This is a genomic window from Streptomyces sp. T12, assembly GCF_028736035.1.
GTDB lineage: Bacteria > Actinomycetota > Actinomycetes > Streptomycetales > Streptomycetaceae > Streptomyces.
Window position 1 is genome coordinate 10,032,779 of record NZ_CP117866.1, and the last position, 19,704, is coordinate 10,052,482.

The 19,704-nt window shown below is 72.1% G+C and carries 18 protein-coding genes; 10 read left to right on the plus strand and 8 right to left on the minus strand.

The window, feature by feature from the left end; genetic code table 11:
• Positions 1 to 284: 284 nt before the first annotated feature.
• Positions 285 to 740, minus strand: coding sequence for an archease (locus PBV52_RS44975; RefSeq protein WP_274247215.1), 456 nt, complete (start codon positions 738 to 740; stop codon positions 285 to 287).
• Between the two features lie 124 nt (positions 741 to 864).
• Here PBV52_RS44975 and PBV52_RS44980 point away from each other — a divergent pair, with 124 nt between their 5' ends.
• The 3 genes from PBV52_RS44980 (at position 865) to PBV52_RS44990 (ending at position 4,205) form a co-directional block, all read left to right on the plus strand.
• A complete protein-coding gene (locus PBV52_RS44980) occupies positions 865 to 1,305 on the plus strand; it encodes a TIGR03668 family PPOX class F420-dependent oxidoreductase (protein WP_274247216.1) in 441 nt (146 codons plus the stop codon).
• 177 nt (positions 1,306 to 1,482) lie between these two features.
• Positions 1,483 to 2,820, plus strand: coding sequence for a gluconate:H+ symporter (locus tag PBV52_RS44985; RefSeq protein ID WP_274247218.1), 1,338 nt, complete (start codon positions 1,483 to 1,485; stop codon positions 2,818 to 2,820).
• A gap of 56 nt (positions 2,821 to 2,876) precedes the next feature.
• The gene (locus PBV52_RS44990; protein WP_274247220.1) at positions 2,877 to 4,205 is read left to right on the plus strand and encodes an enolase C-terminal domain-like protein; all 1,329 of its coding nucleotides are present in this window, start codon (positions 2,877 to 2,879) and stop codon (positions 4,203 to 4,205) included.
• A gap of 31 nt (positions 4,206 to 4,236) precedes the next feature.
• Here PBV52_RS44990 and PBV52_RS44995 read toward each other — a convergent pair whose 3' ends face one another.
• Positions 4,237 to 5,049 carry an amidohydrolase family protein gene (locus PBV52_RS44995; protein ID WP_274247221.1) on the minus strand — a complete coding sequence of 271 codons (813 nt, stop codon included), beginning with the start codon at positions 5,047 to 5,049 and terminating at the stop codon, positions 4,237 to 4,239.
• A 169-nt stretch (positions 5,050 to 5,218) separates the two neighbouring features.
• Here PBV52_RS44995 and PBV52_RS45000 point away from each other — a divergent pair, with 169 nt between their 5' ends.
• The 4 genes from PBV52_RS45000 (at position 5,219) to ppk2 (ending at position 8,283) form a co-directional block, all read left to right on the plus strand.
• Positions 5,219 to 5,647, plus strand: a complete 429-nt coding sequence (locus tag PBV52_RS45000) for a MarR family winged helix-turn-helix transcriptional regulator (protein WP_274247223.1) — start codon at positions 5,219 to 5,221, stop codon at positions 5,645 to 5,647.
• Positions 5,648 to 5,717: 70 nt separating this feature from the next.
• Entirely contained in the window at positions 5,718 to 6,185 is a 468-nt protein-coding gene (locus PBV52_RS45005; protein ID WP_274247225.1) for an SRPBCC domain-containing protein, read from the plus strand.
• Between the two features lie 263 nt (positions 6,186 to 6,448).
• Positions 6,449 to 7,333 carry a pectate lyase gene (locus PBV52_RS45010; RefSeq protein WP_373922047.1) on the plus strand — a complete coding sequence of 295 codons (885 nt, stop codon included), beginning with the start codon at positions 6,449 to 6,451 and terminating at the stop codon, positions 7,331 to 7,333.
• A 53-nt stretch (positions 7,334 to 7,386) separates the two neighbouring features.
• A complete protein-coding gene (ppk2, locus tag PBV52_RS45015; RefSeq protein WP_274247229.1) occupies positions 7,387 to 8,283 on the plus strand; it encodes a polyphosphate kinase 2 in 897 nt (298 codons plus the stop codon).
• A 9-nt stretch (positions 8,284 to 8,292) separates the two neighbouring features.
• On the opposite strand, the gene PBV52_RS45020 is transcribed toward ppk2, so the two are convergent.
• The 5 genes from PBV52_RS45020 to PBV52_RS45040 all read right to left on the minus strand — a co-directional run bounded on the left by PBV52_RS45020 (position 8,293) and on the right by PBV52_RS45040 (position 13,468).
• Positions 8,293 to 8,676, minus strand: coding sequence for a luciferase family protein (locus PBV52_RS45020; protein WP_274247231.1), 384 nt, complete (start codon positions 8,674 to 8,676; stop codon positions 8,293 to 8,295).
• A 106-nt stretch (positions 8,677 to 8,782) separates the two neighbouring features.
• A complete protein-coding gene (locus PBV52_RS45025; RefSeq protein WP_274247233.1) occupies positions 8,783 to 9,703 on the minus strand; it encodes a YceI family protein in 921 nt (306 codons plus the stop codon).
• A 60-nt stretch (positions 9,704 to 9,763) separates the two neighbouring features.
• A complete protein-coding gene (locus PBV52_RS45030; RefSeq protein WP_274247235.1) occupies positions 9,764 to 10,846 on the minus strand; it encodes a maleylacetate reductase in 1,083 nt (360 codons plus the stop codon).
• A complete protein-coding gene (locus tag PBV52_RS45035; RefSeq protein WP_274247237.1) occupies positions 10,843 to 11,703 on the minus strand; it encodes an intradiol ring-cleavage dioxygenase in 861 nt (286 codons plus the stop codon). The genes PBV52_RS45030 and PBV52_RS45035 overlap by 4 nt, the downstream gene beginning before the upstream one ends.
• A 25-nt stretch (positions 11,704 to 11,728) precedes the next feature.
• A complete protein-coding gene (locus tag PBV52_RS45040) occupies positions 11,729 to 13,468 on the minus strand; it encodes an FAD-dependent monooxygenase (RefSeq protein WP_274247239.1) in 1,740 nt (579 codons plus the stop codon).
• Between the two features lie 161 nt (positions 13,469 to 13,629).
• Between PBV52_RS45040 and PBV52_RS45045 the strand changes: the two genes are divergently transcribed.
• Entirely contained in the window at positions 13,630 to 15,405 is a 1,776-nt protein-coding gene (locus PBV52_RS45045) for a helix-turn-helix domain-containing protein (RefSeq protein WP_274247241.1), read from the plus strand.
• A 67-nt stretch (positions 15,406 to 15,472) separates the two neighbouring features.
• Here the strand turns inward: PBV52_RS45045 and PBV52_RS45050 are convergent, their stop codons facing one another.
• A complete protein-coding gene (locus tag PBV52_RS45050; RefSeq protein WP_274247243.1) occupies positions 15,473 to 16,015 on the minus strand; it encodes a hypothetical protein in 543 nt (180 codons plus the stop codon).
• A 257-nt stretch (positions 16,016 to 16,272) separates the two neighbouring features.
• On the opposite strand from PBV52_RS45050, the gene PBV52_RS45055 reads away from it, so the two are divergent.
• Both PBV52_RS45055 and PBV52_RS45060 read left to right on the plus strand, forming a co-directional pair.
• A complete protein-coding gene (locus PBV52_RS45055) occupies positions 16,273 to 17,421 on the plus strand; it encodes an FAD-dependent oxidoreductase (RefSeq protein ID WP_373922048.1) in 1,149 nt (382 codons plus the stop codon).
• A 170-nt stretch (positions 17,422 to 17,591) separates the two neighbouring features.
• Positions 17,592 to 19,691 carry a xanthine dehydrogenase family protein molybdopterin-binding subunit gene (locus PBV52_RS45060; protein WP_274249958.1) on the plus strand — a complete coding sequence of 700 codons (2,100 nt, stop codon included), beginning with the start codon at positions 17,592 to 17,594 and terminating at the stop codon, positions 19,689 to 19,691.
• Positions 19,692 to 19,704 lie beyond the last annotated feature (13 nt).

Genomic DNA, 19,704 nt, shown 5'->3' on the forward strand with positions numbered 1-19,704 from the left:
GGCTACCGGCTGACGGCGGTCGGCGACCGGCCACGGCGGTCGGCGACCGGCCACGGCGGTCGGCCAACGGTGATCGGCGACCGGCCATGGCTACCGGCTCACGGCGGTCGGCCACGGGCCATGGCGGTCGGCCACTGGCCGCGGCCACCGGCCAACGGTGATCGGCCACTGGCCGCGGCGACCGGCCAACGGTGATCGGCCACTGGCCGCGGCGACCGGCCAACGGTGATCGGCGACCGGCCATGGCGACCGGCCACGCCGACCAGCCAGAGCCACCCCCCGCCTCACACGTCCACAGTCACCGCGCACGACCACCCGTACGGATCCGGCCCGATGTGCAGCCCGTGCCAGGAGACGCCCTTCGGGGAGGCGCCGGTGATCTCCACGTCCGTCAGTTCGACGAGTGCGAGGCGCACGTCGAGGTCGCCGTCCGTGGGGTCGGCCTCCAGGTCGACGGGCACGCGGCCGTCCACGTCGAGGCGGAAGACGACCTCGTCGAGGAGCGCCGTCAGCAGGCCCTCGTCGCTGTCCTGTTCGAGCCGTACCCGCTCCACCGAGGTGGGCCGTACCGCCGTGACGTCCGCGAAGCACTCCACCATGCCCAGCGCGGCCTCGACCAGACAGCGCTCCCGGCTCACCCCCCACGCCTCGACGCGGACGTCGGCCGTGTGCGGGACCGCCCGGTGGCCGCTGCCGCCGCGCCGCCGTGTCTGGATGTCGTCGTCGGTGTCGCCGACCATGTGCACTCACCTCTGATCCGCTCGGCCGGCCAGGCCCGGGAGCCGTCTCCCCCGCGAGGGGAGATACATCGATAGGGGTACCCGCGTGGGGGCACCCGTACCGCTGAGGCCGAAGGAGCGGACAGTGCCGGACATGGAGGAGGACGAGGCGCGTCGTCGGTTCGCCGCTGCCCGGGTGGCACGGCTGGCGACGGTCGACCCGGTGGGACGCCCGCACCTGGTGCCGGTGGTGTTCGCCCGGCGCGGCGACCGGATCGTCACCGCCGTCGACCGCAAGCCGAAGCGCTCCGAGCGGCTCGGGCGGCTGCGCAACATCGCCGGGCACCCGGCGGTCAGCCTGCTCGTGGACGCGTACGACGACGACTGGGACCGCCTGTGGTGGGTCCGGGCCGACGGCGACGCCCGGATGCTGCTGCCGGACGCGTCCGACGAGACGACGCGCGACGAGTACGCCGTCGCGGTCGGCCTGCTGCGGCAGAAGTACCCCCAGTACCGGCGACAGCCCCCGGCCGGCCCGGCGATCGTGATCACCGTGGTGCGCTGGAGCGGCTGGCGGGCCTCGTAGATCGGCGCATGGGCGCGCCCGCAAAGCCACCGTTGCAGACCCATTCGCTGCAGACCCATTGACCCTTGACCATCCACGAACATAATCTCCGTCCTCATATGTAGACCACGTCTTCATATGAGGACCCCGTTCGTCGGGGTGAACGTAAGCGGCCGACGTTCGAAGGAGAACCGCGCTATGCCGCTCGTGGTGGTCGGGGTCAGTGTTCTGGTCCTGCTCGTACTGATGACCAAGCTCAGGCTGAACGGCTTCGCCGCCCTTCTCGTGGTGGCCGTGGGCGTCGGCCTGGTGCAGGGGATCGGACTGGAGGAGATCCCGGACGTCCTCGCCGAGGGCATCGGCGACCAGATCGGCGACACCATGCTCACCATCGGGCTCGGTGCCATGGTCGGCCGGGTGATGGGGGACTCCGGCGCCGCCCAGCGGATCGCCGGCCGGCTCCTCGATCTGTGCGGGCCGCGCTGGGTGCAGGTGGCCATGGTGCTGACGGCCATGCTCATCGGCGTGACGATGTTCTACGAGGTGGCCTTCGTGATCATCGTGCCGATCGCGTTCACCCTCGTCCGGGTCACCCGGTCGAACCTGCTGTGGGTGGGGCTGCCCATGTCGATCGCCCTGTCCACCATGCACAGCTTCCTGCCGCCGCACCCCGGCCCCACCGCGGTGGCCGCCACCTTCCACGCCTCCGTCGGACTCACCCTGTTCTACGGCCTGTTCATCGCCGTCCCCGCCGGCGCGCTCATCGCCCTGCTGTGGCCGCGCCTGCCCTTCGTCCGGGCGATGAACCCCGATGTCCCCAAGGGCCTGGTGAGCGAGCGCGTCTTCGAAGAGCAAGAGATGCCCGGCCTCGGCTGGTCGCTGTCCGTGGCCCTGCTGCCCGTGGTGCTGATCGCCGGGGCGGCGGTGACGGACCTGGCCGCCTCCGGAGACAGCGGCCTGCTGCACCTCATCGCCTTCGTCGGCTCCGCGCCGATCGCCCTGCTGCTCACCCTGCTCGTGGCGATCTGGGCGTTCGGCCCGCGCGTCGGCCGCAGCCTGGCCGAGGTCAGCGCCTCGTGCAAGGAGGCCGCCCAGGCGATGGCGATGATCCTGCTCGTCATCGGTGCGGGCGGTGCCTTCAAGAACGTCCTCGTCGAGGGCGGCATATCGGACTACATCAAGGACGCGACCGACGGCTGGTCCATCTCCCCGATCCTCCTCGCCTGGCTGATCGCGGCCGTCCTGCGTGTGGCCCTCGGCTCCGCGACGGTCGCCGTCGTCACGGCCTCCGGCGTGGCGCTGCCCCTGCTCGCGGGCAGCGGCGTCCACCCCGAGGTGATGGTCCTCGCCGTGTCCTGCGGCTCGATCGCCTTCTCCCACGTCAACGACCCGGGATTCTGGATGTTCAAGGAGTACTTCAACCTGTCCGTCCTGGACGCGATCAAGGCACGCACGACGTACACGACCGTGCTGGCGATCCTCGGTCTGGGTGGCGTACTGGTGCTGGAACAAGTCCTGGACGCCCTGAACATCTGACCCGCTGCGCCCCTCCCCACCCCGTCGTCACTCCCGAGAAGGGCACCGGCCCCGCAATGAGCCAACCCGTCGTCACGAAGTTCGCCGTCCATCCGGTCGCCGGCCGCGACTCCATGCTGCTGAACCTCTCCGGCGCGCACGCCCCGTACTTCACCCGCAACGTCGTCGTCATCGAGGACTCCGAAGGGCGTACGGGCCTCGGCGAGGTGCCGGGCGGGGAGAAGATCACGCGGACCCTGCGCGACGCCGAGTCCCTGGTCGTCGGCGCACGGGTGGGCGACTACAAGCGCGTCCTGCGCGCGATCGAGGCGACCTTCGCCGAACGTGACGCGGGCGGTCGCGGCGCCCAGACCTTCGACCTGCGCACGACGGTCCACGCGGTCACCGCCGTCGAGTCCGCCCTCCTGGACCTGCTGGGGCAGCACCTGGAGGTCCCGGTCGCCGCCCTGCTGGGCGACGGCAAACAGCGTGATGCCGTACGGGTCCTCGGCTACCTCTTCTACGTCGGCGACCCGGACCGGACCGACCTGGACTACGTCCGCGAACCCGACTCGGACGTCGCGTGGTACCGCGTCCGGCACGAGGAGGCGCTGACCCCCGAGGCGATCGTCCGGCAGGCCGAGGCCGCCTACGACCACTACGGCTTCCGTGACTTCAAGCTCAAGGGCGGCGTCCTGGCGGGCGCGGAGGAGGTCAAGGCCGTCACCGCGCTCAAGGAACGCTTCCCCGACGCGCGGATCACCCTCGACCCCAACGGCGCCTGGTCCCTGCGCGAGGCCGTCGAGCTGTGCCGCCCCCTCGTCGGCACGCTCGCCTACGCCGAGGACCCCTGCGGGGCGGAGGGCGGCTACTCGGGCCGCGAGATCCTCGCCGAGTTCCGCCGGGCCACCGGGCTGCCCACGGCGACCAACATGATCGCCACGGACTGGCGCCAGCTGGCCCACGCCCTGGCCCTGCAGTCGGTGTCCATCCCGCTCGCCGACCCGCACTTCTGGACCATGCAGGGCTCGGTGCGCGTCGCCCAGCTGTGCAACGCCATGGGGCTGACCTGGGGATGTCACTCCAACAACCACTTCGACATCTCCCTGGCGATGATGGCGCACTGCGGAGCGGCGGCCCCGGGCGAGTACAACGCCCTGGACACGCACTGGATCTGGCAGGAGGGACGGGAACGGCTCACCGTCGAGCCACCGAGGATCACCGGCGGCGAGGTCGCGGTGCCGGACACGCCCGGACTGGGGGTCCGGCTGGACCGGGACCGGCTCCTGGCGGCGCAGGAGCTGTACGAGGAGAAGGCGCTGGCGGGCCGGGACGACGCCGTCGGGATGCAGTACCTGATCGACGGCTGGACCTTCGACGCGAAGCGGCCCTGTCTGGTGCGCTGAGCCGGGCTTCGGGCCGCCGCCGGCAGCGCCGTCAGAGGGCGAAGACGCGGCGGGCGTTGCCGCGCAGGAACAGCTCCCGCGTCTCCTCGTCCAGATTCAGGGCGTCCAGGTGCTCCAGGGCCCGACTCGGCGTGATCATGGGGTAGTTGGAGCCGAACAGCACCTTGTGACGGCCCCGGCCGCGCAGGTACTCCACCAGTTCCGGCGGATAGCGGCGGACGGTGTAGGCGCTGGTGTCGATGTACACGTTCTCGTGCTTGTCGGCGACCGCGATCATCTCCGTCGTCCACGGGTAGCCGATGTGCCCGCACACGATCGTGAGCTCGGGGAAGTCCAGCGCGACCTGGTCGATGTACGGGATGGGCCGCCCGGTCTCCGACGGCCGCAGCGGGCCCGTGTGCCCGACCTGGGTGCAGAACGGCACGCCGAGGTCCACACAGGCCGCGTACAGGGGGTAGTACAGCCGGTCGGTGGGCGGCAGCCCCCACAGCCACGGGATGATGCGCAGCGCCACGAAGCCCAACTCCCCGACGGCGCGCCGAAGTTCCCGTACCGCCGCCATGGGCCGGGCGAGATCGGCGCCCGCGACGCCGCGCAGCCGCCCGCCCGACCGCTCGACGAAGGCGGCCACCTCGTCGTTGTCGATCAGTGGGCCCTGCGGCCCGTACCAGGCGGCCGCGAGGCCGACCTCCACGTCCGCGGCCGCCAGCGCCGCCACCGTGACCTCGACGGGCAACGGCTTGTCGAGCCGCTCCATGCCGGTCCACCGGCGCAGCGACTCGAACATCTCGTGGTGGGAGTGGCGCAGCGTCGGATGCTGCATCCAGGCGTCGATGACGGGCACGGTGGGCCGCCTCTCTGTGGTCGGGGAGGGGCAGGGTGCGTCGCGCTCGGTGCCCCGCGGGCCAGGGCCAGGGCTGGGGCCAGGTCGAGGGACTCGTACACACCGGCCCCCTCACTTCACTAGTGAAGTGAGAATGGCGCCGCCCCGTGACGTCTGTCAACATCGGTCCATGCCCGAGCCCGATCAGCGTCTGTTCTTCCTGCTCCAGCGGGCGGCCCACCAGCTGCGCACCGCCTCCGACCGGCGCCTGCTGGCCGCCGCCGGGATCACCACGGCCCAGCTCGGCGCGCTGTTCGCGGTCCGCGACGAGCCGGGCATCACCCAGCAGCAGCTGGCCCGCACCCTGGGCCTGCGCGAGTCCGCCGTCACCGGGCTGGTCGGCCGGCTCACCGTGGCCGGTCTGGTCGTCAAGCGGGCGCATCCGCGCGAACACCGGGCGGTGGTGCTGGAGTTGACCGGCGACGGGGCCGCCGCGCTCGACGCCGCGCAGCCGGAGGTCGACCGGTTCAACGCGGAGGCGCGGACGCTGCTCGGCGAGGACGGATTCGCGCAGGCCTCGGCGGCGATGTGCGCCCTGGCGTACTGGGAGTGCCCCTGACGGGGACGGAGGCCGGGCTTTCGTGTCGTCCGGTCGTCCGGTTCCGTGCTCCCGCCCCTATCGTGAGGCCATGTACTCGACGCGGGTCTCCCGGCACGTCAACGCCGCACGCGCGGCCGTGTACCGGGCTCTGCTGGACGCGGACGCCATCGCCAAGTGGCGGGTGCCGGACGGTATGACCGGGCATGTGCACGAGTTCGACGGCCGGGAGGGCGGGGCGTTCCGGGTCTCGCTCACCTACGACGTGCCGACCGGCACGGGCAAGTCAGACGCGCACACCGACACGTACCACGGTCACTTCGTGAAGCTCGTGCCGGACGAGCAGGTCGTCGAGGAGGTCGAGTTCGAGACCGACGACCCCGCGCTGCGCGGCACGATGAGGATGACCACCACCCTCACCGACGCGGACGGCGGCGGCACGGACGTCCTCGTGGTGCACGAGGGGATCCCCGACGTCGTTCCCGCCGATGACAACGAGACCGGTACCCGGATGGCGCTCGCCAACCTCGCCCGGCTGGTCGAGCCCGGAGCGCGGTGACCGTTTTCGGAAAGCTGATCGGCAACCTCTGAGCGTTCGGCGGCGACTGTCGGCCGAGGGGGCTTCCCGATGCCTCCCCGAGACCGAACGAGAGTCACCGCATGAGCACCGGAGCAACGCCGCGCAGGCGCAGTCAGCACCGCAAGAGAACCGACAACCGCCGCCGTCCCCTGCTGATCGGCGCGCTGACGATCACCCTGGTAGCGGCCGCCGTACTGGTCGGCGGCCTGCTGACGACGACGCCCGACTCGGGATCGGACACCGTGAGGAGCGAGAGCTCGACGCTCCGGGAGGCGAGCGGCGCCTTCCCGTCCGTCTCCTCGACCGCCACCTCGGCGTCCCCGTCCCCTGCCGAGCCGTCGCCGTCTCCCTCCGCCTCGAAGGCGTCGGCCTCGCCCCGCAAGAGCGCCGCGGCCGCCGCGAAGCCGACCGGCGCCGCCGACTCCCCGACCGGCTCCGGCTCCTGGCCCACCCCCGCCGCCGACCGCCCGGTGACCGCCACCATCGAGGTCTCCGGCAGCTACGACGGCGGCCTCAAGCGCTTCCACGGCTCCGGAGCCCTCGGCAGCGATGGCCAGGACGAGGACCAGGGCCCGCTCTTCGAACTCGCCGACGGAGCCACCCTGCAGAACGTGATCCTGGGCGCCCCGGCCGCCGACGGCGTGCACTGCCTGGGCAGTTGCACCCTGCGGAACGTGTGGTGGCAGGACGTGGGCGAGGACGCGGCGACCTTCAAGGGCACGTCGGCGTCGGCGACGTACCTCGTGACCGGCGGTGGCGCGCGGCACGCCGACGACAAGGTCTTCCAGCACAACGGCGCCGGGACGCTCACCATCAGGAACTTCCAGGTGTCGGACTTCGGCAAGCTCTACCGCTCGTGCGGCAACTGCGACACCCAGTACGAACGCCACGTCGTCATCAGCGATGTCCGGGTGACCGGCCCCGGCAACGCCCTCGCCGGAATCAACACCAACTACGGCGACACGGCGACCCTTTCGGGTGTGCGGATCGTCGGCGACGGCGGCCGGGACATCACCGTCTGCGCCCGCTTCCAGGGCAACGACTCCGGCGCCGAGCCCAGCGAGACCGGCAGCGGCCCGGACGGCACGCACTGCCGTTACAGCTCGTCGGACGTCACCTATACGTGATCTTTGCCTGGGGTTCGCCGGGCGTATGAAAGCGCTCGCTTCCATGGGTGCGTATGGACACCGAACTGCTGTCAGGGCTGCGCGTCGACTACACCGATCAGGACGATCCCGTGCTGATCCGGCCCGACGGCAGCCCGGTGGACACCTGGCGCGAGAACTACCCCTACCAGCAGCGCATGGAGCGCCCGGAGTACGAGTGGCACAAGCGGCTGCAGCAGATCGAACTGCTGAAGCTGCAGCGCTGGATCAAGGAGACCGGCCGTCGTCTCGTCATCGTCTTCGAAGGACGGGACGCGGCCGGCAAGGGCGGCACCATCAAGCGCTTCACGGAGCACCTCAACCCGCGCGGCGCCCGGGTGGTGGCGCTGGAGAAGCCGACCGAACGTGAGCGCGGGCAGTGGTACTTCCAGCGGTACGTCGAGCATCTGCCGACCGCCGGCGAGATCGTGCTGTTCGACCGGTCCTGGTACAACCGGGCCGGTGTGGAGCGTGTGATGGGCTTCTGCACGGACGACGAGTACCGGCGCTTCATGCGGCAGGCGCCCGCCTTCGAGCGGATGCTGGTGGACGACGGTGTCGACCTGATCAAGTTCTGGTTCTCGGTGTCCCAGGGCGAGCAGCGCACCCGGTTCACCATCCGCCAGGTCGATCCCGTACGGCAGTGGAAGCTCAGCCCCATGGACCTGGCGTCGCTGGACCGCTGGGAGGACTACACCGCTGCCAAGGTCGCCATGTTCCGCGAGACGGACACCGAGCACGCGCCCTGGACGGTGGTGAAGAGCAACGACAAGAAGCGGGCCCGCGTCGAGGCCATGCGCAGCGTGCTGGCCCGCTTCGACTACACCGACAAGGACGAGGAGGTCGTCGGCACCCCCGACCCCCGGATCATCGGCGCGGCCGCGGGCCTGCTGGAGGCGGGCGAGGACGACTCCGAGCAGGCGGGAAGGTGACGCCAGGCCCTAGCCGCGGGGCAGCACCGTGACGCGGCGGAAGTTGCACTCGTTCCCTGCCGGGCGACCGGCAGGGGAGGGCCGGTTCTGATGGGCCTTGAGCGCGGCGCTGACCAGGCTCATCAGCAGATCCACGTCCGTGTCGCAGTCGAGATGGACGGTCACCCAGCCAGAGCCGGGGACCAGTCGGATCGCGGTCGACTCCTGGAGGTCGTCGTGGAACCGCCGGATGGCCGACACCGTCAGATGCAGGTCCACGTCCCGGTCGGAGTGGAAGTGCACGATCTCGCTGTGGACGGAGCGCAGTGCCCGTCCTGCGCCGCAACTGGCCGGGCCCGAGCTGAGGTCGGGCCAGACTTCCAGTCGTTCCATGGCGCGTTGGGCCGGTGTCATGACCCCATAGTCACCCGATCACCGCGCCGCAACCAGAGGTTGAGCACTTCGTAACCGGGGCGTGAGGTGTCTGACAGGGCCCCGCGGCCGGCCGTGAGTACGGCGTCTACTCCGGCGGCGTCGGTGTGTCGTGTGTGCGGTACATCGCCTGCACGTCCAGCTCCAGCTGGACCGTGGGACCGACGACCGCGATCCCGCGGGCCAGCATGCTGCGCCAGTTCAGGGTGAAGTCCTCCCGGTGCAGCTCCGCCTTGGCCAGCGCCGCGCACCGCAACTCCTCGCCGTAGCCGCCGTTGACGGACCCCAGATAGGTGGTGTCCAGCTCCACCGAGCGGCTCACTCCGTGCATGGTGAGCGAGCCGTGCAGGGTCCACTTGGCGCCGCCGCGGTAGGCGAACCGCGTGCTGGTGAAGTCGATGTACGGGTAGCGCTCGACGTTCAGGAAGTCGGCCGAACGCAGATGGTTGTCCCGGGTGTTGTTGCCCGTGGTGATGCTGGAGGCGTCGATGCGCACCGACACGTGGGACTCGGCCATGTCGGGCGCCACCCGGATGCCGCCCGTGAACCGCTCGAAGCGGCCGTGGACGTGGGCCATGCCGACGTGCTTGGCGATGAACCGGATCGCCGTGTGCGGCGGGTCGAACAGCCAGGTGCCGGGCGCCGGCAGTTCCAGCTGCCGGGCCGACGTCAGCTGGACGCGTGTGGCGGGCAGCGGCGGACCGGCGACGACGTCCAGGGTCTCCCGGTGCGGTGTCAGGCCCTCGGCCGTCACCATCAGGCTGTAGCGGCCCGGGGGCAGCGTGGCGAGGAAGAGGCCGTACGGGTCCGTCGTACCGGACGCCACGACCTGGTGCGAGTCCAGTGCGGTCACGGTCACGTCGGCGCCGCGCATCGGCAGTCCCACCGGGTCCACGACCTCGCGGCCCACGACGCCCGCACCGGCCGGCACGGGCAACGGGACACCTGGCGCCCCTCGGGAGCGTCGACTCCCTCGGGAGTTTCGACTCCAGAGCAGACCGAGGGGCATGGCGATCACCTTTCTTCTTTCTTCCGGCGTGGGGGGATCTTCGAGCGTGGGGGGGGGAGGTCAGTGGGCGGCCGCGGTCGGCGGTGCGCCCTCGTACGCCGCCCGCAGCAGGGCGAGCACGCCGTCGGCCGTGACCGGGCGGGGGTTGGCGTACGCCTGGCCCGCGGTCTGCGCGGCGGCGGTCGCCAAGTCGGCTTCGCCGAGGCCCAGTTCGGCGAGGGAGCGGGGCGCGCCCAGGCGTCCGGCCAGTTCCCACAGGGCGGTCGGCGCATCGGGCGCGTCCAGGGCGCGGGCCACCGCCGCGACCGCGTCCGGGGCGGCGGGCGCGTTGTGGGCCAGGGCGTACGGCAGCACCACCGTGTGCGTCTCGGCGTGCGGCAGCCCGAAACTGCCGCCCAGGACGTGGCAGAGCTTGTGGTGCAGGCCCATGGTGGTGGCGCCCAGACAGGACCCGCACAGCCAGGCCCCGTACAGCGCGCGACCGCGGGCCTCCAGGCACGTCGGCTCCTCGGCCACGTCCGCAAGCGCCCGCGCCATCGCCCGTACGCCCTCCTCGGCCATCAGCGCGATCAGGGGCGAGGTGTCGGGGGCGTACAGGGCCTCGACGGCATGCGCGACGGCGTTGATCCCGCTGGTCACGGAGAGCGGTACGGGCAGGGACAGGGTGAGCTCGGGGTCGTAGACGACGCTGCGGGGCAGCACCTTCGGGTCGCGGCCGGTGCGCTTGACGCCGTGCTCGGTCAGGCCCCAGACCGGGGTCATCTCCGAGCCGGAGTAGGTGGACGGCACCGCGATCAGCGGCAGGCCGGTGCGCAGCGCGATCGCCTTGCCCAGCCCGACCGACGAGCCGCCGCCGACCGCCACGCACCCGTCGGCCCCGGCCGCGCGAGCCGCCTGGACGGCCACGTCGGCGACCTCGACGGGCACGTGCATCCGGGCCCGGTCGTGCACCCCGACGCACACCGGGCCGAGCGCGTCCGCGACCGCCCGCGCGGTGTCCGCGCCCCGCGTCCCGCACACCACGAGCACCCGCCGCAGCCCGAGCCGCCCGGCCTCGTCCGGCGTCGCGGACACCGCCGCGCCGGGCCGGAAGACAACCCGCACGGGCCGGGCCTCGTAGGAGAAGTCGAGGACGTCCTTCACGCGCGCTCCAGTACGAGGTCGAAGCGGGCGCGCCGGAAGGGGTTCGCCACGCCGAACTCCCGTGCCGCCGACGGGTCGTCGACCGAGGCGAAGTCCGTGACAAGGCCCGGCTTGACGGCGAACACCGCGTCCGAGTCCAAATAGTCGCTCCCCGCCACGAAGATGTGCGTGGTCACCGGGGCGTGCCCCTCGGCCGAGGCGATGAAGTGGATGTGCGCGGGCCGGTAGGGGTGCCGTCCGGCGGCCCGCAGCAGCCCGCCGACCGGCCCGTCCGTCGGGATGGGGTACGGGCTCGGCACACACGTACGGAACCAGAACCGGCCCTCGTCGTCCGCGGTGAACAGGCCGCGCCCGTTGCCCGGCGGTTGCACGTCGGGCTGCTGCACGTCGTAGAAGCCGTTCCCGTCGGCCTGCCACACGTCGACGACCGCGCCGGGCAGCGGGCCGCCGTCCCGGGACAGCACCCGCCCGCTCACCACGCACGGCTCGCCGCCGCCCACCAGGTCGATGTTCGCGCCGAGCTCGCGCACCGGCGAGGCGGTCATGTGGAACGGGCCCAGCACGGTCGATTCGGTGGCGCCGGGGCCCTGTCGCTCGTTGATGGTCTCCACGAGCATCGACAGTCCGAGCACGTCCGAGAGCAGGATGAACTCCTGCCGGGTGTCCGTGCAGGCCTGCCCGGTCGCCGTCAGGAAGCCGATCGCCCGCTCCCACTCCTCCTGCGTCAGCCGCGTCTCGCGCGCGAAGGCGTGCAGATGCCGGACCAGCCCCGTCAGCAGCTCCCGCAGCCGCGGATCGTCCGTGCCGCGCAGACTGGCGACCACCTCGTCCGTGACCCTCGCGTCGTCGCCGCCCATGCCGGCTCCTTCCTGGGCGCTCATCTCAACCGTGCCCGAGAATCCGCCGCAGCGCCCCCGTGAGCAACCGTTCGGCGTCCTCGGGCGCGTCGGCGTGCCGGAACGCCACATAGCCGTCGGGGCGTACGAGGAGGGCGCCCCCGTCGGAGATCTCGCTCAGGTCCGCCCAGTCGCCGTACGGGTCCTCGTACTCCTGGCCCGGTCCGACGACGACCGTGGCGATGTCGAGGGGCTGGGCCTCGGCGGCCCGCAGCCACACCTCGCCGCCGATGCCGGTGAGCAGCGTGAAGCGGCCCTTGCCGACGGTGTCGAGGGTGGACAGGGTCCGGGTCCCGGAGGTGATCCAGGCGTGCGGGAGCTTGGCGCCGGGACGGGAGGTGGGCTGGTGGTGCAGCTCGGCGTCGCGGGAGAAGCCGGGGTCGGGCGTGCCGTCGGGGACGACCGCGGCGGAGGCGTAGCGCTGGTTGAGGTCGACGCCGTGCGCGTTGAACTCGTACACCTTGAAGGCGATGGCCTCGCGCAGCGCGGCCCGTTGCTTGGCGGCGGCCTCGGTGGCGTCCTTGCGGGCGGCGATGTTGGCCCACAGCTGCTCGGGCGTCTGCGGCGAGAGCCCGTCGAGCGCCTCGAAGATCGGTGCGGTCTCGGCGATGGACTTGTTGGCGCGGGTCACGATCTGCCTGCCGACCGGCGCGCGCTCCACGGTGTAGGTGTCGAGGAGCTCGGGCGTGGCGACGCCGTCGAGGACGAGCTTCAGCTTCCAGGCCAGGTTGTAGGAGTCCTGGATGGAGGTGTTGGAGCCGAGCCCGTTGGACGGCGGGTGGCGGTGCACGGCGTCACCGGCGCAGAAGACACGGCCGCGCGCATACGTCTCGGCGTACATCTCGTTGACCGTCCACGCCGAGGACGACTTGATGGTCACCGGTATCTCGTCGTCGCCGACCAGCTGCCGTATGACGGACAGGGCGTACTCCTCGGTGAGGTCGGGGGCGCCCGCGCTCACGTCGTAGCCCCAGACGATCAGCCACTCGTTCCAGGGGCGCACGCAGCGGACCAGCCCCGCACCGATACCGCCGACCGTGGCGCCGGGCGCCAGCACCCAGTAGAGGGTGGAGGGCCGGTGCGCGGTGTACTTGCTCAGATCCGCGTCGAAGACGATGTTGACGCTGCCCGCGACCCCCATCTGACCGCCCATCGGCAGTCCGGCGTCCTCGGCGACCTTGGACCGGCCGCCGTCGGCGCCGATCAGGTACTTGGCACGGATGGTGTACTCGTCGCCGCGCAGCCGGTCCTCTACGGTGACCGTGACGCCGGCCTCGTCCTGGACGAAAGACTTGTAGACCGTGCTGAAGCGGAAGTCGGTGCCGCGGGCGATCGCCGCGTTCACCAGCACCGGCTCCATCAGGTGCTGCGGCATGTCGCACATGCGGGTCGGACTGGCCACGTCGTGCGCGGCCTGCACGAGCGGGTCGTTGCCCCAGGAACGCACCCGGCCGAGCTCCTCACCGGCCAGGCTGGTGCAGAAGGTCGTGTTGCCCATCAGGTGCTGCGGCGTCGCCTTGGCGATCACCTCGTCCTCCACACCCAGGTCGCGCAGCACCTCCATGGTGCGCTGGTTGGTGATGTGCGCGCGGGGCGTGTCGGCGAGGCTCGCGTACCGGGTGACGACCATGTTGCGCACGCCGTAGGTGCTCAGGGCGAGCGCGGCCGACGCGCCCGCCGGGCCGCTGCCCACGATCAGTACGTCGGTCTCGACAACGGTGTGCACGACAGAACGCTCCAGGAGATGAGGCACGAGAACGGGCCGGAGACGAGAACGGACTCCGACCTTTCAAGATCATGGAGCGGTCCGGCCGCTTATGGGTGTCTCAATACGAGACAGCCCGCTGTCGCTCCCCGCGGGACGCCCCCGATACGGTGAACAGCGCCATGACCACCGCCGAACATCCTCCTGCCCTCGCCCCCCTCCGCCATGCGCGCGAGCGGTTCCTGACGGGGCGCCCGCTCCCGGACGGCGTACCGGACGACGTCGTCGCGGCCTGGCGACGCGCCCGTTTCTTCGGGGTACGGCCCGATCTCGAAGGCCCGGTACGGGAGTTGGCCCACCCCGTCGACTCGCCCCTGCTGGAGGCGGCGCGTCCCGTGCTCACCCGTATCGCCCAGGCCCTGGACGCCGGACGGTCGGCGCTCGTGCTCACCGACGAACGGCTGAGGGTGCTGTGGTCGGCCGGCAGCGCGCCCGGCGACGACACGTGCGGCGACCTGTCCGAGCGGCAGGTCGGCCACAACAGCGCCGCGCTCGCCCTGCGCACCCGGCGCCGGGCCGAGGTGCACGGTCCCGAGCACTTCCTCGACATGTGGCAGGACGTCTCCGCGGTCAGCGTGCCGCTGCTCTCCCCGGAGACGGGACAGGCGCTCGGCACCGTGACGGTCGCCTCCGGCCTGTGCGCCGGCTGCCGCCCGCACCCCGGCGCCGCCCTCGCCGAGGCGGCCGCCACGGCGGTGGAGGCGGAACTGCGGGCACGCGCGCGTACCGCGGAACGGGTCCTGCTCGACGCATACGAGCGGGCCGTGCGGGGGCGCGAGCGGGCGGTCGTCGCGCTGGACGGCCGTAACCGCCTGGTCAGCGAGGCGGCGGCACGCCTGGCCTCGCCGCAGGTGCTGGAGGCTTTGGAGCGGGGCGTGCGGGCGTGGGGGAGGGGAAGCGGGACGGGAAGCGGGAGGGCGGCCGGTGAGTCGTACGAGATCTCGCTGCCCGAGGACGCCGGGTGCACCGTCGAGATCACTCCGGTACGGCATGAGGGCCGCGCTCTCGGCCTGGTCGCCGTGCTCGCGCCACGTCCCGTGGAGTCGGCACCGGCGCTGCCCCGTCCGGGGAGCGCGTCGGTGGGGAGGTCGGTGCCGTGGCGGCACGCCGTCGCGCAGGCCACGGCCCTGGCCCGTACCGCGGGACCCCTGCTCGTCGTGGGCGAACGGGGCACGGGCAAGACCACGCTCGCTCTCGAACTGCTCGACGGCACGGCTCCGTTGGTCGTGGACGCCGCCGAATCACCCGAACTCGGCCTCGGGGTCCCCCCGGCCGAAGGCTGGGGGAGGGCCGGTGACCGCCCGCTGCTCCTGCGCCACGCCGAACGGCTGGCCCAGCCGGACATCGCCGCCCTCAACTCCCTCCTCGACGAACGCCCCGACGTCCACCTGGTCGCCACCTACACTCCCGGCCCCGCGCCGGGCCCCTGCCTGCAGCGGCTCCTCGACACCCTCGCGGCCCGCTCGGTGACCCTGCCCGCCCTGCGGGAACGCCCCGAGGACATCAGGGAGTTGCTCCCCGCCCTCGCGCCCGCTCCGGCCCCCGGCAGCCCGCCGCTGACCTGGACCTTGGACGCGCTGCGGGCGCTGGAGCAGCACCCCTGGCCCGGGAACGTCACCGAACTCGCCCACCTTGTGAGGGCGTTGGCGAGTCAGCGGCGGATCTGCGGACCCGTTCGGCGCGGCGAACTGCCGGATCCCGTTCGGGAGGGACCCGCGGGACGCAACCTCAGCCCGATGGAGCTCGCCGAGCGGGCGGCGATCCTGGAGGCGCTGCGGCGCCACGGCGGCAACAAGGCGCGCGCCGCGGCGGCGTTGGGGATCGCCCGGGCCACCCTCTACCGGAAGCTGCGGGGGTACCAGGGGCGGGATGCCTCGATCACCCAGAAGCTGCCCTGATCGCCCCGCAGCCTTGACCACCTCGAAGCCCTGCGGGCCTTGTCGTGGTCCGGTTCACCTGTGGGCCTCAGCGCGCCCCCGTCCAGTTGTGCGCCACGTCGACCACGACCCGGCCGGTCGTCACCCACACCCGGAACGGCAGCCGTGCCCGGACGCCGAGCCCGATCTGCGTGTCCCCTTCGAAGCTGCCGGCGAACCGTGCGTCCCGGAAGGTGCGGTAGCCCGTGAGATCCACGCCCTTCAGGCGCTGACCGGCCCGCACGGGATACGTGGGCTCGCCGGTGTCGATGTCATAGGCGGGGGCGGCCACCCGCACCTCGAGGACGGCTCCGCCGCCGACGGGGATGTAGTTGCCCGAACCGTCCTGGTAGAGGCGGCTGACGTACCTGACGGAATAGCCGAGGCTGCTGGTGCCCGCGCCGGGGACGTCGACGACCATGCGGTCGAAGCAGTCGTGCCGGCCGGTCCTGATGTTCGTCACGGACTCCGACGTCGCGGCGGAGCGGGTCTTGGCCAGACTGCCCCAGCCGGTGGGGCAGGCCGTGGTCTGGGTGGTGGTGGCCGTCGTGGCGTCGGCCGGGACCGCCGCCACACCCAGCGTGGCGGCCATGAGCGCGATTGTCGTCGCCCATGCGGTTCTGTTTCGTCCCATTTCATCCCCTGGAAGGGTGGTGTGTCTGATATTAGGCAAGACATTCGGGTCGGCGGAATGGTTGCACCGTTGCGGAGTTCGTTGGTCCGGGCTGTACAACGAGCGGCGGCTCGCTCGGGAACCCGTACCGGACCCGGGACGTTCCACGAAGGACGGCTGCTGCTCAGGGGGCCGTAGCGCGCGTACCAGGGGGCGATGTGACGCGGTTGATCGTCATGGGCGGCGGGATCGCCGGTGCCGGAGCGGCTCTTGCCCTGCACAAGGCCGGATTCGACGTCGCCGTGTACGAGGCGCACCCCGACTCCGCCGAGGACATAGGCGCCTTCCTCACGCTCGCGAGCAACGGCATGCGCGCCCTGGCGCAGGTCGACGCCTCGGCGGCGGTCACCGGGATCGGGTTCCCCCTGACCTTGATGCGAGTCCTCGACGACACGGGCGCCGAGGTGGCCCAGGTGCCGCTCGGCGAGGCCGGCACCCCGCACCTTCGGTACCGGTGCCTGCGACGAGGGGACCTCAACGCCGCCCTGCAGGCCGAGGTCGAGCGCCGGGGCATCCCCCTCCGGCACGGCGCCCGCCTCGTGTCCGTCGAGGACGGCCCGGACGGCGTCACCGCCCACTTCGCCGACGGCAGCACGGCGACCGGCGACCTCCTCATCGGGGCCGACGGCCTGAACTCCACCGTCCGCCGGCTCATCGCCCCCGAGGCACGCCCGGGGTACGCCGGACAGTACGTCTTCTACGGCTACACCGCCGCCGCACCCGGATCCGGCGACGGCGAGACCATCACCATGGTGCGCGGCAGCACCGTCGCCTTCGGGTACGCGGTGTCGCCGGAGGGGGAGACGTACTGGTTCGCGCGCGTCTCCGACGCCCCCTTGGCCGCGGACGCCATCGCGCACGGCACCCCGGCCCAGTGGCGCGACCTGCTGCTGCCGCTGCTCCGCAAGGACTCCACCCCCGCAGCGGACCTCGTCGCGGGCACCCCCGACCACCTCATGGTCACCAACGCCACCGAACTCCCCACCGGGACACCTTGGCGCTCCGCCCGGACCCTGGTCATCGGCGACGCGGCCCACGCCGCGTCCCCCGCCACCGGGCAGGGCGCCTCGATGGCGCTGGAGGACGCCGTCGTCCTCGCCAAGTCCCTGCGCGACGCGCCGGACACCGACGCCGCGCTCACCCTCTACGAGACACTCCGCCGCCCCCGCGTGGAACACAACATCACCGTCAGCGGCAACATCTCCCGCGGCGCCCACACCCCCTCGGTCCCCGGCCCCCGAGGCGCGAGTGCGAACCGGCCGGGCGACGACGAGCTCATACGGCACCTGGAGTGGGGCACCGACCTCTGGCAACTCGCGCCGTGAATCGACGCGTAAATCGACGCCGCAAATCGGCGCCGTGACGCGACGCGGTAATCGATGGAACGACCAACCGACGCAACCCCGGAGCGCACCGGCCCCTCATACAGGTCGAACCAGCCCGGGTTCGCGGAGAGGAGCGCCTGTTGCCCCGTCAGTTGTCCCGCCGCCAGTTCGTGGTCTACTCGCTCGCGGCGACCACCCTGACCGTCGCTGCCCCGCTCGGCTGCGACGGCTCGACCGCGGAAGGCGCCGAGGAAACCACGGACGGCGGCCGCAGGTCGTCCGACGTCCTGGTGACCGGCACCGACGGGGAGATGCTGGTCCTGGAGGTCACCCCGGCCAACAGGGTCGTCGTACGGCTGCCGCGCGTCGAGGTCGGCCAGGGCGTCACCACCGCCGTCGCCATGATGATCGCCGAGGAGCTGGACGCCCGGCTCGCCGACGTGGACATCCCGCTCGCGGACGCCCGCAGCGAGGGCAACCAGTTCACCGGCGGCTCCAGTTCGGTCAGCTCGCTGTACGGACCGGCCCGGCAACTGGCCGCCACCGCCCGCGCCAAGCTCATCACCGCCGCCGCCCGGCGCTGGCACGTCCCCGCGCGAACCCTGCGCACCCGGGGCACCAGAGTCTTCGCCCCGGACGGACGCACCGCCACCTTCGGATCGCTCACCAAGAGCGCCGCCCGGATCACCCGGCCCACCGTGTCGACCCAGCCCAAACCGGCGTCCAGGCATCAGGTGATCGGACGGCCGACGACCCGCATCGACGCCCGCGACATCATCACCGGCAAGGCGAAGTACACCGGAGACCTCACGGCGGCCGGCGCGAAGCCGACGGTCGTGGCCCGGCCGCCGACCATCGGCGGGAAGGTCGTCTCGGTCGACTCCCGGGCCGCCCGCGCCCTGCCCGGTGTCCACGCGGTCGTCCAGATCGACGGCGGTGTCGCCGTGGTCGCGGAGACCTTCCACCACGCCTTCCAGGCCCGGGACGCCCTCCGGATCAAGTGGGCGCCGGGCCCACTGGCGGACCTCTCCGACGCCCAGATCCGCTCCCGGCTGCGCGCCGCGGTCCCGAAGCTTCAGACCCCGCCGCGCGGATCCGAGCAGACCGAGGCCGAGTTCGCGTTCGCCTTCGTCAGCCACGCGCCGATGGAGGTGCTCACAGCCGTCGCGGACGTACGTGAACAGCGGGCCGAGATCTGGTTCTCCTCCCAGACGCCGCAGTCGGCGCGCGAGGAGATCGCCTCGGCGACCGGTCTGCCGGTGTCGAAGGTCCGGGTCCATGTCCTGCACGGCGGCGGCTCGTTCGGGCGCCGCCTGAACTACGACGCCGCGATCGAGGCGGCCCTGATCTCCAAGAAGGCAGGCCGGCCGGTGAAGCTGATGTGGAGCCGGGCCGACGACATCCGGCACGGCAGGATGCGCCCGGCCACCCACCACCGGATCCGGGCCAGCCATGCCCAGGGCAGGGTGGTGGCCTTCGCCCACGCGACGGCCTCGGTCAACGAGTCCTTCGAGAAGCAGGGTCTGTCCACTCAAGGCGGCGTGCGCTCCACCGTACGCGCCCCCGCGGCGGCCCCCCTCCCCAGCGACAGCGGCCTCTACAACTTCGGCCGCCTCTCCGGCGACTCGGGCTCGGTCGACCTCGCGATCCCCCTGGGCGCCTGGCGCTCGGTGGACTCCGGCACCGTGCGCACCGCCGAGGAGATCGTCGTCGACGAGGTCGCCCGCAGCCTCGGCGAGGACCCGGTCGCCTTCCGCCGTACGACACTGCGGAGCAAGGCCGTCAAGGCCGTACTGGACAAGGTCGCGACCGCCGGGAAGTGGGGCCGGACCATGCCGCCGGGGCACGCCCAGGGTGTCGCCGTCCACGAGGAGTACGGCTCCTGCGTGGCCTGCCTCGTCGAGATCGACGCCGTCGATCCGAAGAACCCCCGGGTGACCAAGGTCGTGATGGCCGCCGACGTGGGAACGGCCGTCAACCCGCGCGGCCTGGAGGCCCAGCTCATGGGCACCGCCGTCGACGGGATCTCCACCATCCTGAGCGCCGGCCTGCACATCGACCGGGGCGCCGTCCGCGAGAGCAGCTTCGCCGACTTCCACTACGCCCGCCAGCGGCACGCCCCCCAGCGCTTCGAGGCGCACATCATGCCCTCCCGGCGCGACCCCGGCGGAGCCGGCGAACTCGGCGTCCCCGCCGCGGCCGGTGCCGTCGCCAACGCCTACGCCCGGGCGACCGGCACCAAGCCGCGCCGCTTCCCCCTCGACTTCTGAGTCACCTTCGACT

Bases quoted from the DNA above. Each gene is read 5' to 3' on its own strand.
- PBV52_RS44975 (WP_274247215.1), bottom strand. From the start codon at position 740: ATGGTCGGCGACACCGACGACGACATCCAGACACGGCGGCGCGGCGGC.
- PBV52_RS44985 (WP_274247218.1), top strand. From the start codon at position 1,483: ATGCCGCTCGTGGTGGTCGGGGTCAGTGTTCTGGTCCTGCTCGTACTG.
- PBV52_RS44990 (WP_274247220.1), top strand. From the start codon at position 2,877: ATGAGCCAACCCGTCGTCACGAAGTTCGCCGTCCATCCGGTCGCCGGC.
- PBV52_RS45000 (WP_274247223.1), top strand. From the start codon at position 5,219: ATGCCCGAGCCCGATCAGCGTCTGTTCTTCCTGCTCCAGCGGGCGGCC.
- PBV52_RS45005 (WP_274247225.1), top strand. From the start codon at position 5,718: ATGTACTCGACGCGGGTCTCCCGGCACGTCAACGCCGCACGCGCGGCC.
- ppk2 (WP_274247229.1), top strand. From the start codon at position 7,387: ATGGACACCGAACTGCTGTCAGGGCTGCGCGTCGACTACACCGATCAG.
- PBV52_RS45020 (WP_274247231.1), bottom strand. From the start codon at position 8,676: ATGACACCGGCCCAACGCGCCATGGAACGACTGGAAGTCTGGCCCGAC.
- PBV52_RS45025 (WP_274247233.1), bottom strand. From the start codon at position 9,703: ATGCCCCTCGGTCTGCTCTGGAGTCGAAACTCCCGAGGGAGTCGACGC.
- PBV52_RS45035 (WP_274247237.1), bottom strand. From the start codon at position 11,703: ATGGGCGGCGACGACGCGAGGGTCACGGACGAGGTGGTCGCCAGTCTG.
- PBV52_RS45045 (WP_274247241.1), top strand. From the start codon at position 13,630: ATGACCACCGCCGAACATCCTCCTGCCCTCGCCCCCCTCCGCCATGCG.
- PBV52_RS45050 (WP_274247243.1), bottom strand. From the start codon at position 16,015: ATGGCCGCCACGCTGGGTGTGGCGGCGGTCCCGGCCGACGCCACGACG.
- PBV52_RS45055 (WP_373922048.1), top strand. From the start codon at position 16,273: ATGGGCGGCGGGATCGCCGGTGCCGGAGCGGCTCTTGCCCTGCACAAG.